The 14,709-nt window shown below is 63.7% G+C and carries 17 protein-coding genes; 10 read left to right on the top strand and 7 right to left on the bottom strand.

The genetic code is table 11. The annotated features are described in order from the left end of the window. Positions 1-42: 42 nt before the first annotated feature. Together gatA and ACR65T_RS03555 are read left to right on the top strand one after the other, a co-directional pair. Positions 43-1,533 (top strand): Asp-tRNA(Asn)/Glu-tRNA(Gln) amidotransferase subunit GatA, encoded by a 1,491-nt coding sequence (gatA, locus tag ACR65T_RS03550; RefSeq protein WP_434495199.1) that lies wholly within the window; start codon positions 43-45, stop codon positions 1,531-1,533. After that, positions 1,533-1,916 carry a chorismate mutase gene (locus ACR65T_RS03555; RefSeq protein ID WP_434495200.1) on the top strand — a complete coding sequence of 128 codons (384 nt, stop codon included), beginning with the start codon at positions 1,533-1,535 and terminating at the stop codon, positions 1,914-1,916. The genes gatA and ACR65T_RS03555 overlap by 1 nt, the downstream gene beginning before the upstream one ends. Here the strand turns inward: ACR65T_RS03555 and ACR65T_RS03560 are convergent. Further along, positions 1,883-2,215, bottom strand: a complete 333-nt coding sequence (locus tag ACR65T_RS03560; RefSeq protein WP_434495201.1) for a hypothetical protein — start codon at positions 2,213-2,215, stop codon at positions 1,883-1,885. The genes ACR65T_RS03555 and ACR65T_RS03560 overlap by 34 nt on opposite strands. Positions 2,216-2,302: 87 nt before the next feature. Here ACR65T_RS03560 and gatB point away from each other — a divergent pair, with 87 nt between their 5' ends. The 3 genes from gatB (at position 2,303) to hemB (ending at position 6,526) form a co-directional block, all read left to right on the top strand. Further along, positions 2,303-3,772, top strand: coding sequence for an Asp-tRNA(Asn)/Glu-tRNA(Gln) amidotransferase subunit GatB (gatB, locus tag ACR65T_RS03565; RefSeq protein WP_434495202.1), 1,470 nt, complete (start codon positions 2,303-2,305; stop codon positions 3,770-3,772). A gap of 675 nt (positions 3,773-4,447) precedes the next feature. After that, positions 4,448-4,735 carry a histone gene (locus ACR65T_RS03570; protein WP_434495203.1) on the top strand — a complete coding sequence of 96 codons (288 nt, stop codon included), beginning with the start codon at positions 4,448-4,450 and terminating at the stop codon, positions 4,733-4,735. A gap of 765 nt (positions 4,736-5,500) precedes the next feature. Beyond that, positions 5,501-6,526, top strand: coding sequence for a porphobilinogen synthase (gene hemB / locus ACR65T_RS03575; protein ID WP_434495204.1), 1,026 nt, complete (start codon positions 5,501-5,503; stop codon positions 6,524-6,526). A gap of 29 nt (positions 6,527-6,555) precedes the next feature. Here hemB and ACR65T_RS03580 read toward each other — a convergent pair whose 3' ends face one another. Beyond that, positions 6,556-6,996, bottom strand: coding sequence for a PA2169 family four-helix-bundle protein (locus ACR65T_RS03580; protein WP_434495205.1), 441 nt, complete (start codon positions 6,994-6,996; stop codon positions 6,556-6,558). A gap of 229 nt (positions 6,997-7,225) precedes the next feature. Between ACR65T_RS03580 and ACR65T_RS03585 the strand changes: the two genes are divergently transcribed. Next, positions 7,226-7,645 (top strand): DUF1036 domain-containing protein, encoded by a 420-nt coding sequence (locus ACR65T_RS03585; protein WP_434495206.1) that lies wholly within the window; start codon positions 7,226-7,228, stop codon positions 7,643-7,645. Positions 7,646-7,668: 23 nt separating this feature from the next. Further along, the gene (pyk, locus tag ACR65T_RS03590) at positions 7,669-9,111 is read left to right on the top strand and encodes a pyruvate kinase (RefSeq protein WP_434495207.1); all 1,443 of its coding nucleotides are present in this window, start codon (positions 7,669-7,671) and stop codon (positions 9,109-9,111) included. On the opposite strand, the gene ACR65T_RS03595 is transcribed toward pyk, so the two are convergent. The 3 genes from ACR65T_RS03595 to ACR65T_RS03605 form a co-directional block, all read right to left on the bottom strand. After that, complete coding sequence (locus ACR65T_RS03595; protein WP_014893040.1) at positions 9,108-9,320, bottom strand: cold-shock protein; 213 nt, start codon at positions 9,318-9,320, stop codon at positions 9,108-9,110. The genes pyk and ACR65T_RS03595 overlap by 4 nt on opposite strands. Before the next feature lie 186 nt (positions 9,321-9,506). Then, on the bottom strand, positions 9,507-9,986 hold the full coding sequence (locus ACR65T_RS03600) for a GNAT family N-acetyltransferase (RefSeq protein ID WP_434495208.1): 480 nt from the start codon (positions 9,984-9,986) through the stop codon (positions 9,507-9,509). Further along, positions 9,983-10,774, bottom strand: a complete 792-nt coding sequence (locus tag ACR65T_RS03605; RefSeq protein WP_434495209.1) for an inositol monophosphatase family protein — start codon at positions 10,772-10,774, stop codon at positions 9,983-9,985. The genes ACR65T_RS03600 and ACR65T_RS03605 overlap by 4 nt, the downstream gene beginning before the upstream one ends. A 445-nt stretch (positions 10,775-11,219) precedes the next feature. Between ACR65T_RS03605 and ACR65T_RS03610 the strand changes: the two genes are divergently transcribed. Then, positions 11,220-11,750 carry a DUF1465 family protein gene (locus ACR65T_RS03610; RefSeq protein WP_434495210.1) on the top strand — a complete coding sequence of 177 codons (531 nt, stop codon included), beginning with the start codon at positions 11,220-11,222 and terminating at the stop codon, positions 11,748-11,750. A 51-nt stretch (positions 11,751-11,801) separates the two neighbouring features. On the opposite strand, the gene rpmE is transcribed toward ACR65T_RS03610, so the two are convergent. Further along, a complete protein-coding gene (rpmE, locus tag ACR65T_RS03615) occupies positions 11,802-12,032 on the bottom strand; it encodes a 50S ribosomal protein L31 (RefSeq protein ID WP_014893044.1) in 231 nt (76 codons plus the stop codon). 164 nt (positions 12,033-12,196) lie between these two features. Here rpmE and ACR65T_RS03620 point away from each other — a divergent pair, with 164 nt between their 5' ends. Next, a complete protein-coding gene (locus tag ACR65T_RS03620) occupies positions 12,197-13,132 on the top strand; it encodes a homocysteine S-methyltransferase family protein (RefSeq protein ID WP_434495211.1) in 936 nt (311 codons plus the stop codon). Between the two features lie 61 nt (positions 13,133-13,193). On the opposite strand, the gene cpdR is transcribed toward ACR65T_RS03620, so the two are convergent. Continuing rightward, positions 13,194-13,568 carry a cell cycle two-component system response regulator CpdR gene (gene cpdR, locus ACR65T_RS03625; RefSeq protein ID WP_123177642.1) on the bottom strand — a complete coding sequence of 125 codons (375 nt, stop codon included), beginning with the start codon at positions 13,566-13,568 and terminating at the stop codon, positions 13,194-13,196. 179 nt (positions 13,569-13,747) lie between these two features. On the opposite strand from cpdR, the gene ACR65T_RS03630 reads away from it, so the two are divergent. Then, positions 13,748-14,707 (top strand): N-formylglutamate amidohydrolase, encoded by a 960-nt coding sequence (locus ACR65T_RS03630; protein ID WP_434495212.1) that lies wholly within the window; start codon positions 13,748-13,750, stop codon positions 14,705-14,707. Positions 14,708-14,709: the final 2 nt, after the last annotated feature.

A 14,709-nucleotide genomic window follows, 5' to 3' on the forward strand; every position in this document is an offset into this window, starting at 1 on the left:
GCCGGCGCCGCGCATGCGGCGGCCTCAGATATAAAGGGACAAATGTCCGACCCCACGCATCTTTCATTGGCCGAGGCGCGCGACGCTCTCAAATCCAAACAGCTCTCCGCTGTTGAACTGGCGCAGGCGCACATCGACGCAATCAGCAAATCGCGCGCGCTCAACTGCTTCATCACGGAGACGCCGGAACTCGCGCTGGCGCAGGCGCAGGAGAGCGACGCCCGCATCGCCCGCGGCGACGCGCGCCCGCTTGAGGGTTTGCCGCTCGGCATAAAGGATCTCTATTGCTCCAAAGGCGTGCGCACGACGGCGGGGAGTCGAATTCTCGACGAGTTCACGCCGACATATGAATCGACGGTCTCAGCAAATCTGCTGCGCGATGGCGCGGCCACGCTCGGCAAGCTCAATCTCGACGAATTCGCGATGGGGTCGTCGAACGAAACGAGCGCCTTCGGACCCGTTGTTTCGCCGTGGCGCCGCGCCGCGGATCCCGACGCCAAGATCGTGCCGGGCGGTTCTTCGGGGGGCTCGTCGTCGGCGGTGGCCGCGCGTCTTTGCCTTGGCGCCACGGCGACAGATACAGGCGGCTCGATCCGTCAGCCCGCCGCCTTCACGGGCACTGTCGGCGTCAAGCCGACCTATGGCCGCTGCTCGCGCTGGGGCATCGTCGCCTTCGCGTCGTCGCTGGATCAGGCGGGTCCGATAACGCGCACCGTGCGCGACGCAGCGATCATGCTCAGGTCGATGGCGGGCCACGATCCGAAAGACACGACCAGCGTCGACGCGCCTGTGCCGGACTACGAAGCCGCTGTCGGCGCCTCCGTGAAGGGACGCCGCATCGGCGTGCCGAAGGAATATCGCCTCGACGGAATGTCGGCGGAGATCGCCGCTTTGTGGGATAAAGGCGCCGCTTGGCTGAAGGACGCGGGCGCCGAGATCGTCGAAATCTCCCTGCCGCATACGCGCTACGCCTTGCCGACATATTACATTATCGCGCCGGCCGAAGCCTCGTCCAATCTCGCGCGCTACGATGGCGTGCGGTACGGGTGTCGTGAGCAGGGCCGCGACGTCAGCGAAATGTACGAGAAGACGCGCGCGGCGGGCTTTGGTCCGGAAGTGCGGCGGCGCATTATGATCGGCACTTATGTGCTCTCCGCCGGCTATTACGACGCTTATTACGTCCGTGCGCAGAAAGTCCGCAGCCTGATCAAGCGCGACTTTGACGAAGCCTTCGCGTCCGGCGTCGACGCCGTCCTGACGCCGGCGACGCCGTCGACCGCCTTCGCGCAGGGAGAGAAGGGTTCGGCCGATCCTGTCGAAATGTATCTCAACGACGTGTTCACCGTTACGGTGAACATGGCCGGTCTTCCCGGCGTCGCCGTTCCGGGCGGTCTCGCGGCGAACGGCTTGCCGCTCGGGTTGCAGCTCATCGGCAAAGCATTCGACGAAGAGACGCTGTTCTCTCTCGCTGCGGCGATCGAACAGGCGGCGCCTAAGATCGAACTTCCGCAGCCATGGTGGCGCGAGGGCTGATGATGACGACGCCGAGCGCTGAAAAGGACATTGCGGCGCGCCCGCAGCAAGCGCTGCAGGACGAAATGTCCGACGTGCGTCGCTTGATCGACGAGCTGGACGAAGAGCTTGTGGCGCTGCTCGCAAAGCGGCAGCGACAGATCGAGCGGGCCGCAAGGATCAAACCGGCGCTGGGTATCCCCGCCAATGTCCCCGAGCGCGTCGATGAAGTGTTGGCGCATGTGCTTGGCGCCGCGCGCCGCGAGGGACTGTCGGTCGAGGTCGCGATGACCCTGTGGCGCGCGCTGATCGACTGGTCGATCCAGTACGAAGAGCGGCTGATGGACGCTCGCGCGCTAAAGGGCGTCTCTCAAGGATCGGCGGACGGCGACTGCTCTTCCTGATCGCCGTTGGGGGCCTTTCTCTTGACGCGGACGAAACCGTTGCGGATCGACCAGCGCAGGAACTTTAGCGACCACCAATGGAAACGCCGCGACAGCCTGTGAGCGCCCGGGGAGTGCGGGGCGAGGATCGCAAGGCCCAAAGGGAACATCCACACCCCGAAGACGGGAAGCGGCGCAAGAATGGTTCCGCCGAGGATCAGGCCGACGCCCACGGGAATGCTCACATAGCGGGGCGCGCCGCGCATGCGGGCGATGAGGCCTTTTCGGCGGCGGTTCTCTGAATTCCGTTCCGTGGCCATCTCGCCCGTTTCCTTCTGTTGCGCGCCGGCCGTTCCGCTCTTGCGAAGCGTGGTTTATATGGAAGGGGTAAGTTTAGCGAGGCGGATATGACGACACAGGCGGCTCCCAACAAGCTCATCAGCGGCGCAACCGGCGACTGGGAAGTCGTGATCGGCATGGAGATACATGCGCAGGTGACGAGCAACGCCAAGCTCTTCTCCGGCGCTTCCGCGGAGTATGGCGGCGCGCCGAACAATCACGTCTCCCTGGTCGATGCGGCCATGCCGGGCATGCTGCCGGTCATCAACGAGGAATGCGTCAAACAGGCAATCCGCACAGGTCTCGGCTTAGAGGCCAAGATCAACCTGCGTTCGGTTTTCGACCGCAAGAACTATTTCTATCCCGACCTGCCGCAGGGCTACCAGATCTCTCAGTACAAGCACCCGATCGTCGGCGAAGGCGCCGTGATCGTCGACGTATCGCCGAGCGAGCGCATCACCGTGGGCATCGAGCGTCTGCATCTCGAGCAGGACGCCGGCAAGTCGCTGCATGATCTTTCGGCGACCGAAAGCCACGTCGATCTCAATCGCAGCGGCGTCGCGCTCATGGAGATCGTCTCCAAGCCCGACCTGCGCTCGGCTGAGGAGGCGCGCGCCTATGTTTCGAAGTTGCGGACGATCTTGCGCTACATCGGCTCCTGCGACGGCAACATGGAGCAGGGTTCGTTGCGCGCCGACGTCAACGTCTCCGTGCGCCGCCCCGGCGCGCCGCTCGGCACGCGCTGCGAAATCAAGAACGTCAACTCCATCCGCTTCATCGGCCAGGCGATCGACGTCGAGGCGCGTCGACAGATCGGCATTCTCGAAGACGGCGGCGCGATCGCCCAGGAGACGCGGCTCTTCGATCCAGGGAGGGGAGAGACGCGCTCGATGCGCTCCAAGGAGGAAGCGCATGATTATCGGTACTTTCCCGATCCGGATCTGCTGCCGCTCGAGTTCGACCAGCCATATGTCGACGCGCTAAGGGCGCAGTTGCCGGAGCTGCCCGACGCCAAGCGTGCGCGCTTTATCCAGCAATACGGCCTGCCGCCTTACGACGCCGGCGTGCTTGTGATGGAGCGCGCGGCCGCCGACTATTTCGAGCAGACGGCGACGGGGCGCGACGCCAAGCTTGCGGCCAACTGGGTGATCAACGAGTTGTTCGGCCGTCTGAACAAGGAGGGGCTCGACGTCGCGCGCTCGCCAGTGTCGTCGCAGGCTTTGGGCGCGATCATCGACCTCATCTCGCAGAATGTTATTTCGGGCAAGATCGCCAAAGATCTTTTCGAGATCGTCTGGACGGAAGGCGGCGACCCCAAGGAGATCGTCGAAGCGCGCGGCATGAAGCAGGTGACTGACACGGGCGCCATTGAAGCCGCCGTCGACGCCGTCATCGCCGCCAATCCCGACAAAGCGGAGCAGGCGAAGGCGAAGCCGACAATGCTCGGCTGGTTCGTCGGCCAAGTGATGAAGCAGACGGGCGGGAAGGCGAATCCGCAGGCGGTGAACGAGCTGCTCAAACGCAAGTTGGGCGTCTGACGCGCGCCCGTTCGTCGAAAAAACGAATCAGTTCACGAGACGCGCTGCGCGATTCTTCTCCCAGCGCAGCTGTCGCGCGCCATTTTTTTTGATCCGATCGCGCTGACCACAAATTTTTTTTCTCTCCGAATGCGCGACCTCGCGCGCGCCGCCGAGGCGCGCGAGGTCGGCGCCACTCCACGTCCTCCGTCTCTCCGCCGGCGTCGAGTCGCCCGACCGCGATAGGCGCATTCCGCAATTTTTTATCGTGTCACGATATATTGCGCCACGGTCAATCTCGGGTAGCGTGCGCGAGTCGCAACTTTTCGCGGATACAAAAGCAAATCAAGTAATTGAACAACAGGCGCGACTTGCGCCACAGCGTGTGGCCGCATGTCTGGAGGCCTTCTCGGAACGGATGTCGCCAACCGATTCCACGCACGGATCGTCGTCAATAAAACGCGCGGCGCAAACCTGTCGCGATAGTCTCGCCGAAGCGTTTGCAAAGCAGCTTCACGATCATTTTGCTTGTCGCGCGACAGCGCTCAACATGCCTCGTCATGCGTTGAATTGATCACTTCTGCGCGCGCAGCACTTGAACGACTGCTTAACCGCGTTACGCTATTTGCGCGTATTGTCGGTGGACCATAGTTCCGGCAATTCGGATCAAGGGGACTTATTATGGCGAGAGCTACAATGAAGCGTAAGCCGGCCAAGAAGGCTGCGGCGAAGAAAGGTGCGCGTAAAACCGCAAGGAAGGCAGCGACGAAGAAGTCAGCGGCCAAGAAGGGCGCCCGCAAGGCTACGCGAAAGACCGCTGCGAAAAAGACGGCCCGCAAGGGCGTCCGCAAGGTGGCGACGAAAAAACGCGGCGCTGTAAAAAAGGCCGGCGCCAAGAAGAGCGCGCGCAAGGCGACCGCGAAGAAGCGCACGCCGCGCAAGGCGAAAACGCCAACCCCGCCAGCTGCGCCAGTGACCGCGTAAGCCGAAGCGCCTCGCATGCGCGATCGGTCTTTCGCGTCACTGCGGCAGCGCTTCACGCACTCATCGCCCGGGGGCGCGCGTCCAGTGAGACGCATCCCGGGCGATAGCATTGCTCACTGCATTTTCGGCCGCGTCCGACGCGCGTCAGCCGTTAGCGGCGCCTAGCGCGTCAGGCATTCCGTCGCGAAATCGCGCCACATCGGCAAACCATCTTTCGACTCGCGTTTCATCCTGTCCCATTCCTCGGCGCAGGCCCGCATCTTCTCGCGCGGCGCGCGGGGGAGGGTCGGCGGCGGCTGGCTTACATCGACCGGCGGCGGCGTTCGCGGCGGCGACAGCGCGTCGACGCTAGGCGCCCGCGGAGTTTGCGGAACGGGCTTCGCGCTCGGCGTCGGCGATACGACCGTCGGAGGTCGCGTTGCGCGGGGCTGCCGCGCCGGCGGTCGCCCAACCTCCTGTGGAGGCGAGGGGGTTCTTTGCTTTTGCTGCGCCGGGCCGGAGCGGGCTCGCACCGGCGGCGTTGGCGTCGCCGGCTTGATCTGCGCGAGTGATGCGCTCGCAGCGAGAAGGGCGCCGGCGGCGATCGCCGAAGCGCGCGCCAAGCGGCTCAGAGAAGAGTTGCGCGAGCCGATTTTCAATGCTTTTCCTCGCGCAAGCGCAATGGCCATCGATCCTCTATAGCCTGAAGTCCGTTCCCCTCGAAACCGGATGACGGCGATGACCGGGGAAGGGCGCATGTCAGCGAACCCAGAGAGCGGAGGCGCCATGAACGATACACGAAAGCCCGTCGAAGCAGCAGCGCGGCTGAGCCTGCTGCAGCGGCCGCGTCGGAATCGGAAGAGCGAATGGGCGCGCCGTCTCGTCAGGGAACACGCGCTTGAGGTCTCGGACCTCATCTGGCCCCTCTTTTTGATCGACGGGGCGGATCGACGCGAGCCCGTATCCTCGATGCCGGGCGTGTTCCGTTACTCGGTCGACGCGGCGGTTGAAGCCGTCGCAGAGGCGGCTGCGCTCGGCGTGCCCGCTGTTGCGCTCTTCCCCTATACCGATCCGGACTTGCGCGACGAAATCGCGAGCGCGGCGCTCGATCCCGAGAATCTCGTCTGCCGCGCCTGCCAGGCGATCAAGAGCGCCGTTCCCGACATCGGCCTCATTACCGATGTCGCGCTCGATCCTTACACGAGCCACGGGCATGACGGACTTCTCGTCGGCGACGAGATCGTCAACGACGCGACCGTCGCCGTGCTGGCGCGGCAGGCGGTCACCCAAGCGCGCGCAGGCGCGGACATCATTGCGCCCTCGGATATGATGGATGGACGCGTCGAAGCGATCCGCAACGCTCTCGACGCCGAGGGTTTCGAGAACGTTCAGATCATGAGCTACGCCGCGAAATATGCGTCGGCGTTTTACGGGCCGTTCCGCGACGCAATCGGCACGAGCAAGACGCTGAGAGGGGACAAGCGGACCTACCAGATGGATCCGGCCAATTCCGACGAAGCGCTGCGCGAGGTGGGCCTCGACCTTGAGCAGGGCGCCGATATGGTGATGGTGAAGCCCGGAATGCCGTATCTCGACATCGTGCGACGCGTCGTCGACGTCTACCGGGCGCCGACATTCGCCTATCAGGTGTCGGGCGAATACGCGATGATTACCGCCGCCGCGCAAAACGGCTGGATCGACGGCGAACGCGCCATGCTCGAAAGCCTGCTCGCCTTCAAGCGCGCCGGCGCCTCAGGCGTCCTGACCTATTTCGCGCTCGGCGCGGCGCGGGCGCTGCAAGGAAGAAAGTGACGCGTGCGTCACTTTCTTCAAAAGGATCGTCATGCCGCGTCGCGCAGGCTGCGTACGCGGTCGTGGTTTTCCTTCACGCCCTGATACTGGCGCTGGACCATCGATCGGATCTCCGGAGGGAGAGGTTGCGCTATGGCCTGCTGATAGGCGTCCTTGGCGGCGTCTTCGCCGCGCTCGACCTCCTCCAGCACCGCTTGTTCCGAACGGCTTGTCAGAGCGGCCTTCAGATTTGTCCAAGCACGGTGCATGGCGCCGGTCATGGAGCCGCTCTTCGAAGTTTCGCCGCCTAAGCTGGCGATCTTCGATTCGAGTTCCCGCGCGCCTTCAGCGCAGCGCGCGGCGGCCGTTCGAAACACAGTCTTTAGCGTCGGATTTTCGACGTCTTCAGCCGCGGCCAGAAACCCTTGCTCGCCGTCGCGACTGATTTCGGCAAGCTCATTCAACGTGGTGATGACTTCGGACTTTTCCATTTTCCTGCCTCCCGAACACGCAAGCGCGTACGGGTCCTAAACATTAGGCCGATTGCTTTGTTCCGGCGGATTGCAAGGCGGGCGCGTCGGTAGGGCGGGCGGCGCGGCGAGACTCCGAGGCCGCGGGGTGGACAAAGACTCGCAAGCATGGTTTGCAGGACCGCCAGCTGCGCCGCTTGCGCGCGCGTCAGCGAGCTATCTTCAGCCCCCTCCAGGCCTCGCTAAAGATATGATTCAACGCGCCGTTCTTGTTGCCGCTCTAACGTTTTGCGCCGCCGGGTCGGTCCGAGCGGATTTTCGTCTGTGCAACAACACGAGCGCGCGCGTCAGCGTCGCCATCGCTTATACCGACGGGCGCAACTGGTTGTCGGAGGGTTGGTGGAACCTTCGGCCGACCGTCTGCGAAACGCTTCTGCGCGGTCCGCTCGCCGCCCAATACTATTATGTCTACGCGATGGACGAGCGCGGCGGCGAGTGGAAGGGCAAAGCGTTCATGTGCACGCGTGATCGGGAATTCCGCATCGACGGCCGAGAGGACTGTTTCGCGCGCGGTTTTGATCGAACCGGATTTTTCGAAATCGACACGGGACGGGACGCGAAGAGCTGGACGGTTCAGCTCACTGACCCCAACGCCGCGCCCGCGCAATAACTCAATTCAGGAACTGCTTCATCATGAGAAGGTCGCGGCGCGTCAAAATTATCGCAACGCTTGGTCCGGCGACGGTCGACAAAGCGGTCATCGCGGGGCTCGTGCGCGCCGGCGCCGACGTCTTCCGCATCAACATGAGCCACACGGATCATGCCGGCCTCGCCAGCTATGTTCGGATCATCCGCGAAATTGAGAACGACATCTCGCGCGCGATCGCCGTGCTCGTCGATCTTCAGGGCCCGAAGCTGCGCATCGGCGCCTTCGAGGAAGGCTCTGTGCATCTGCGCAAGGGCGACGTCTTCGTCTTCGACAGCGATCCTAAACCCGGCGACGTCACGCGGGTGCGCCTGCCGCATCCCGAGATTTTAGCGGCGCTCAAGGTCAATGATTCAATCCTCATCGACGATGGCCGCGTGCGGCTGCATGTCGTCGAGACGTCTCCGGAGCGGGCGCACGCCGTGGTCGACGTCGCTGGCCGCCTCTCGAACCGCAAGGGCGTGAGCCTGCCCGACACGGAAATTCCCATCACCTCGATGACCAACAAGGATCGCGCCGATCTCGACGCCGCGCTCAAAGAGCGCGTCGACTGGGTTGCGATCTCCTTCGTCCAGCGTCCCGAAGACGTCCTTGAAGTGAAGCAGATCACGCAAGGCCGAGTGATGGTCATGGCGAAGATCGAGAAGCCTCAGGCGATTTCGAGGCTCGAGGAGGTGATCGAGGTTTCTGACGCGCTGATGGTGGCGCGCGGCGACCTTGGCGTCGAAGTGCCGCTCGAGCGCGTCCCCGGACTTCAAAAACGCATCAACCGTTCAGCGCGACGGCTGGGCAAGCCGGTCGTCATCGCGACGCAGATGCTCGAGTCGATGATCCTGTCGCCCTTGCCGACGCGCGCCGAGGTGTCCGATGTCGCCACCGCCGTCTTTGAAGGCGCGGACGCTGTCATGCTCTCCGCCGAAAGCGCGGCGGGGCAATATCCGCACGAAGCCGTCGCCACCATGAGCCGGATCGCGGAAGAGGTCGAGACGGACGCGATCTACCGATCGATCATCAACGCCCAGCGCGGCGAATTGCCCAATCCGACCTCAGCCGACGCCATCGCCGTCGCCGCCCGCGACGTGGCGCAAACGCTTCATTCGAAGGCGATCATCGCCTGGACGTCATCCGGCACGACGGCGCTGCGCATCGCCCGCGAACGGCCGCAGTCGCCGATTCTCGCGCTGACGCCGAAGCGCGACACGGCCCGCCGTTTGGCGCTTGTCTGGGGCGTGCACGCGCTGGAGACGCGCGACGCCGTCGACATTGAAGATATGGTGGGGCGCGCCTGCGAATATTCGGAGAGCGAGGGGTTCGGCGGCCCTGGCGACCGGGTCATCATCGTCGCCGGCATGCCTTTCGGCACGCCGGGCGCGACAAACATGATCCGCATCGCACATCTGGGCGAGCAGCGCCAAGGCGGCGAAGTCTAGTCCTGCAGTTGCAGCTTATCGGCGGAGGATCTGCCGCTGCGCTTGTCCACGACGAGTTCGTAGGAAACCTTCTGGCCTTCAGCGAGGCTGTCCAGGCCTGCGCGCTCGACGGCGCTGATGTGAACGAAGACGTCCTGGCCGCCGGCATCCGGCTGAATGAATCCGAAGCCCTTTTGTGCGTTGAACCACTTTACGGCGCCTGTCGGCATGGCTTTTCCTTTCAAAATCGCGGGAACGCTGCGGATCGCTGCGTTCTTCTCAGTCAATCGAAGCTTGGGAAAGGTCAGGCGCCGCGCGTCTTGAGACGAGAGAGCAAGATCGTTCGGCCGAAACTCGAATGCGCGATGAATATTATAGGAGCGGAGGGCCAATGAAAACCCGGCAGGCGAGAATTGTTAGTCTCCCAGCGGTCGCCATTCCATCATGATGGTTTCGCGCCCGGACAATGTGTTCGCGCCGCGCCCGACGCGCGAAAATCCGTCACGTTCGTAAAAACGGATGGCGCGAGCGTTGTCGGCATTGACGTCTAGCCGAATAAGCCTTGGCGAGACGTTTCGCGCCGCGGACAGAAGCAAGGCTCCGAAGCCTGCGCCGAATCGATCGGGAGCGACGCAAATCTGATCGAGCCAGCCGTCCGCCGGATTGATCACGACGAAGCCTGCAAGCGTCGACTGGGCGTCAAACAGGCAGAGCGTCACCGCTCCAATCGCTTCCAACTCTCGAAGGCGGCTTTGGAGCCAGTCGCGGCGCGCCTCAAAGTCGATCTCGGGGTAGGTCGCCCGCCAGGAGGCGACCCAGACGTCGAGAATGAAGGGCCAGTCGTCGTCGACGCGCGAACGCAGATTCAGCGACGCATGTGCGGGCGGGGCGTTCATGCCTTCCTCATCAGATCGAGCAGTTGGCGGTGTATCGCCTCATTGCCTGCGCAGATCTCGCCCTTCCCAAGCATGTCTGCGCCGCCGGATAGGTCGCTGACGAAGCCGCCGGCTTCACGCACGAGCACGATGCCCGCCGCCACATCCCAGGAGTTTATGCCGCGCTCCCAATAGCCGTCGAAACGCCCGCAGGCGACCATCGCGAGATCGAGCGCTGCGGCGCCCAAGCGGCGAATATTGGCGATCTTTCCCATGCCGGCTGCAAGCTCGCGCTTGAAGGATTCATGATCGCGGACCCGCGCCAGCGGCGGAATTCCGCAGGCCACCATGGACTCGCCGAGCGAACGCCGCGCCGCGACGCGCATGCGGCGATTGTTGAAATAGGCGCCCTGGCCGAGCTCAGCGACGAACATGTCGTCGGTGGCGGGATTATAGACGAGGCCGGCGACGAGACGATCCTCGCGCTCCAGGCCGATAGAGATGGCGAAGACCGGAACGCCATGGAGGAAGTTCGACGTGCCGTCGAGCGGGTCGATGATCCAGCGGTGGCTCTTGTCGGAACCTTCGACGACGCCGCCTTCCTCCAGAATGAAGCCATAGCCGGGGCGCGCCTTCGACAGTTCGTCGAACAGAGTCTTCTCGGCGCGCTTGTCAGCCGCGCTAACGAAATCGCCCGGACCCTTCACCGAAACTTGAAGGTTCTCCACCTCCCCGAAATCGCGTTTAAGGCCACGTCCCGCTTTCAGGGCGGCGGCGGTCATCACATTCATCAAGGCGGAGCGAATCATTTTAGGAGAGCCTAGGGGGAGGGTTGTGGGAGGTTCAACGCTTTTCGAGCGCGGCGGGGGCGCCCGGGACGAACGCGGAGGCTTGTTCAAATGCGCCAGTTTTCGCCCTGGAGCCAGTCCCTTTTTCGGCTTTGCCGCCGCTACCTCTCCGTCGGCCAAAAACGCTCGACACAATGGCAGTTCGGCGCGTTAACCTTAAATTAAGGATTGTCGTGCAGCCTGAATGCGTCCCTTAAGTGGGACGTCCGAGTGGCTTCTTCTCCACTCGTCCTTGATGCCTCCCTGTCAAGAAGCCTTGAGAGCCGCCGTCGCGGCTCTCTTTTTGCGTTCGGCGCGGCGCGGCCCGTTAAGGTTAAGGAAAGGCTAAGCGCGCGCCCCCCAGTCGTCTGCGATACAGTTCAAGCCATCAAAGACGCAACCGCGTCGCATTTGCGTGAACGTTCGTATGGCTCGAGTCAAAGGCAGCGTGGGGGAGAAGCAGCCGGTCTCTTTCATCGAGAGACTGGCGGGATCTGAGGGCTTTTGCGCGCTGTTCCGCGAAGGAATGAGCCTCGTCGAGGAGGCGGCCTCCTATCTCGACGGCGACGGACGTCTCGACGCGAAGGGGCTGCCACGGACCGAAGCTCTCGCCTATGCGGCTGAGAGCATGCGGCTGACCACAAGGTTGATGCAGATTGCGTCCTGGCTGTTGCTGCAGCGCGCGGTGAATCAGGGCGAGCTGACGCGCCATCAGGCGGCGAGCAACCGGCATCGCGTCAAGCTTCGCGAACAGGAGCTGGCCTCCGCCCCCGACCTCTTCCAGCGCCTGCCGCTCCGCCTGCGCGAGCTGTCGCTGCAGTCGCTGCGCCTGCAAGCGCGGATTATCCACCTTGACCGGCTGATCCATGCGCTCGAGCCGGCTCTCGCCGCGCCGGCGCCGACGTTCAGTCCGGTCGAAGCGCAGATTGCGAGACTGCGCGCCGCTTTCGCCCAGTAAGATCCTTCAGGCGAGCCAACTGGAGGCGGCGGTTTGACCGCCGCCTTCCTTTTATTTCTTGCCGAACGACAGATTTCCGAAGCGGGAGTTGAAGCGCGACAAACGTCCGCCGCGGTCGAGCAGTTGCGTCGACCCGCCCGTCCAGGCCGGGTGCGTCTTCGGGTCGATGTCGAGGTGCATCGTGTCCCCCGCCTTACCCCAGGTGGAACGGGTCGTAAATTCCGTGCCGTCAGTCATCACGACCTTGATCATATGATATCCGGGGTGGATGTCCTTTTTCATAGCGATGCATCCTTTTTGCGATGGAAACGACCGAAAACCCACGCCGCAGCGGCGCGGGGTCGGCCGTTCGAAACAAGCGAATTTGCTGGCGCTGATAACGCACTGCGGGCAAATGGGCAAGTTGGCCCCTCACGGCCGGGCGCCACCGGCGAGGAATATAGAAAATGACCGGACGCCGAGCCGATCTGCCGCAGCTGAAGCCAGGGCTCTTCGTTAGCGACGGCGGCATGGAGACGACGCTGATCTTCCATGAGGGCGTCGACTTGCCGCATTTCGCGTCGTTTGTCCTGCTCGACAGTGAGGAGGGCCGGGCGCGGCTCCGCGCCTATTACGAGCGCTACCTCGCGATCGCCCGGCGCCACGGACGCGGCTTGATGCTGGACACTCCGACCTGGCGCGCCAATCGCGACTGGGGCGCGAAGCTCGGCTATGACGCGGCAGGGCTGAAGCGCATCAATGAAGCATCGATCGCGCTGCTCGACGAACTTCGGCACGCCTGGGAAACGGCTGAAACGCTGATCGTCGTCGCCGGCGTGATCGGCCCGCGCGGAGACGGCTACGCCGAAGGGCGTATGAGCGCCGCGGAAGCGGAAGACTATCACGCGCCGCAGATCGCCTCCTTCGCCCAAACGGCCGCCGACATGGTCGCGGCCTATACGCTGAATTATGTCGAGGAGGCGATCGGAATCGCCCGCGCCGCCCGCGCGCGCGCCATGCCCTGCTCAATTTCCTTCACGGTGGAGACCGACGGCAAACTTATCGGCGGGCGGAGCTTGCGCGACGCGGTCGAGACGGTGGATCGCGAAACCGACGCGGCGCCTGCCTATTACATGATCAACTGCGCCCATCCGACGCATTTCGAGCAGGCGCTCTCCGCGGACGCGCCGTGGATGCAACGGCTGCTCGGCGTCAAGGCCAACGCTTCGACAAAAAGCCACGCCGAGCTGGACGAATCGGAAACGCTCGACTCCGGCGATCCGATCGATCTCGGCCGCAGATATCGGAGATTGCGCGAGACATATCCCGGCTTGCGCATCCTGGGCGGGTGCTGCGGGACGGACGACCGCCATGTCGCCGCGATCTGCGAGGCCTGCGCCTAGAGCGGCGCTGTTTGATCGGCAATTGGGCGACCAGGTCCAAAAGCAGCATGATCTAAAGCGCTTATGCCGCAAGCATTCTGTGCACCTCGGTAACCAAATCCCGCAGATGGAAGGGCTTGGAGAGGATTTTCGCCTGTCGCGGCGCTTGACTGTCGGGGTTGAGCGCCACGGCGGCGAAGCCGGTGATGAACATGACCTTGATGTCGGGATCGAGCTCGGTCGCGCGGCGGGCGAGTTCGATTCCGTCCATCTCGGGCATGACGATGTCGGTCAGCAGGAGTTCGAAGGGCTCGACCCGCAGCTGATCATAAGCGGAAAGCCCGTTGTCGAATGAGGTGACGGAAAAACCGGCCTGCTGCAAAGCCTTGACCAGGAAGCGCCGCATGTCGTTGTCGTCTTCCGCAAGCAGAATTCTTGCGGTCGGTCTGTCGTTCATCGCCATCCTCGCGGGTTTTTAGCCATATCGCCCGAGCTTCGTAAATTTCAGGTGAAACCGGGGTGGCGCCGCGTTAACTTAGCGCCCAATATAGCGCGACGCATCGTCCTTTTTGAGCTGATCCGCCGCGCCGGCGCTCGTCTGAAGAGGCGGTCGCGGCGCGGAAACGAGAAAACCGAATGAACGACGGCATGCGCGAGTGGCGCAAAACCAATTCGACGGCGACGCCCTGCTGCGAACCGGAATTTGAACGCGCCTTCGACATCATCGAGCCGGACGCGCTGGTTTCGCCGCTGGTCTTTTCCTCACCGCATTCGGGGCGGATCTATCCTGCGCGCTTTCTCGCCGCGACGCCGCTCGACGCGGCGACGCTGCGCCGTTCGGAAGACGCCTATGTCGACGATCTCTTCGCCTCGGGCTCATCCCTTGGAGCGCCTCTGCTGCGGGCGCGGTTTCCCCGCGCCTATCTCGATCTCAATCGCGAACCCTACGAACTCGACCCCAAGCTCTTCGACGGTGCTTTGCCGTCCTTCGCCAATACGCGCTCTCTGCGCGTCGCGGCCGGACTAGGGACGATCCCGCGCGTGGTCGCCGACGCGCGCGAGATCTATGCAAGCCGCCTCACGCTCGAGGAGGGCTTGCGGCGCATCGACAGCCTCTACAAGCCCTACCATGCGGCCTTGCGCGTCCTGATGGAGCGCGCCGCGGCGCGTTTTGGCGTCGCCGTGCTGATCGACTGCCATTCGATGCCTTCGACCGGCGCCCGCGATCCCTTGCTTTCGACGCGGGGCGACAAGCGGCGCATCGACTTCGTCATCGGCGACCGCTACGGCGCCAGCGCCTCCACCGGACTCGTCGACGTTGTCGAGGATCGATTGCGCGGCCGCGGCTATCACGTCATGCGCAATCGGCCCTACGCGGGCGGTTTCATTACCGAGCATTACGGCAAGCCGGTCGCGGGCTGGCACGCGCTGCAGATCGAAGTGTCGCGTGGTCTTTACATGGACGAGTCTACGCTCCAGAAGAACGAGCGTTTCGACGCCGTCGCCCGCGATCTTGCGGATGTCATGGCGGTGGTGGCGCGGCACGAAGACTTGAGCGAGATTTTGGGCGGTGAGCGGCGGGCGGCGGCCGAATAGCC

This window comes from Methylocystis sp., from assembly GCF_051061285.1.
In the GTDB taxonomy this organism is placed as follows: Bacteria; Pseudomonadota; Alphaproteobacteria; order Rhizobiales; family Beijerinckiaceae; genus Methylocystis.

Excerpts from the sequence above, each read along its gene's own strand:
- hemB (WP_434495204.1), top strand. The coding sequence starts at position 5,501 with ATGAACGATACACGAAAGCCCGTCGAAGCAGCAGCGCGGCTGAGCCTG.
- gatB (WP_434495202.1), top strand. The coding sequence starts at position 2,303 with ATGACGACACAGGCGGCTCCCAACAAGCTCATCAGCGGCGCAACCGGC.
- ACR65T_RS03605 (WP_434495209.1), bottom strand. The coding sequence starts at position 10,774 with ATGATTCGCTCCGCCTTGATGAATGTGATGACCGCCGCCGCCCTGAAA.
- ACR65T_RS03610 (WP_434495210.1), top strand. The coding sequence starts at position 11,220 with ATGGCTCGAGTCAAAGGCAGCGTGGGGGAGAAGCAGCCGGTCTCTTTC.
- gatA (WP_434495199.1), top strand. The coding sequence starts at position 43 with ATGTCCGACCCCACGCATCTTTCATTGGCCGAGGCGCGCGACGCTCTC.
- ACR65T_RS03620 (WP_434495211.1), top strand. The coding sequence starts at position 12,197 with ATGACCGGACGCCGAGCCGATCTGCCGCAGCTGAAGCCAGGGCTCTTC.
- ACR65T_RS03630 (WP_434495212.1), top strand. The coding sequence starts at position 13,748 with ATGAACGACGGCATGCGCGAGTGGCGCAAAACCAATTCGACGGCGACG.
- ACR65T_RS03585 (WP_434495206.1), top strand. The coding sequence starts at position 7,226 with ATGATTCAACGCGCCGTTCTTGTTGCCGCTCTAACGTTTTGCGCCGCC.
- ACR65T_RS03560 (WP_434495201.1), bottom strand. The coding sequence starts at position 2,215 with ATGGCCACGGAACGGAATTCAGAGAACCGCCGCCGAAAAGGCCTCATC.
- pyk (WP_434495207.1), top strand. The coding sequence starts at position 7,669 with ATGAGAAGGTCGCGGCGCGTCAAAATTATCGCAACGCTTGGTCCGGCG.
- rpmE (WP_014893044.1), bottom strand. The coding sequence starts at position 12,032 with ATGAAAAAGGACATCCACCCCGGATATCATATGATCAAGGTCGTGATG.
- ACR65T_RS03580 (WP_434495205.1), bottom strand. The coding sequence starts at position 6,996 with ATGGAAAAGTCCGAAGTCATCACCACGTTGAATGAGCTTGCCGAAATC.
- cpdR (WP_123177642.1), bottom strand. The coding sequence starts at position 13,568 with ATGAACGACAGACCGACCGCAAGAATTCTGCTTGCGGAAGACGACAAC.
- ACR65T_RS03555 (WP_434495200.1), top strand. The coding sequence starts at position 1,533 with ATGATGACGACGCCGAGCGCTGAAAAGGACATTGCGGCGCGCCCGCAG.
- ACR65T_RS03570 (WP_434495203.1), top strand. The coding sequence starts at position 4,448 with ATGAAGCGTAAGCCGGCCAAGAAGGCTGCGGCGAAGAAAGGTGCGCGT.
- ACR65T_RS03595 (WP_014893040.1), bottom strand. The coding sequence starts at position 9,320 with ATGCCGACAGGCGCCGTAAAGTGGTTCAACGCACAAAAGGGCTTCGGA.
- ACR65T_RS03600 (WP_434495208.1), bottom strand. The coding sequence starts at position 9,986 with ATGAACGCCCCGCCCGCACATGCGTCGCTGAATCTGCGTTCGCGCGTC.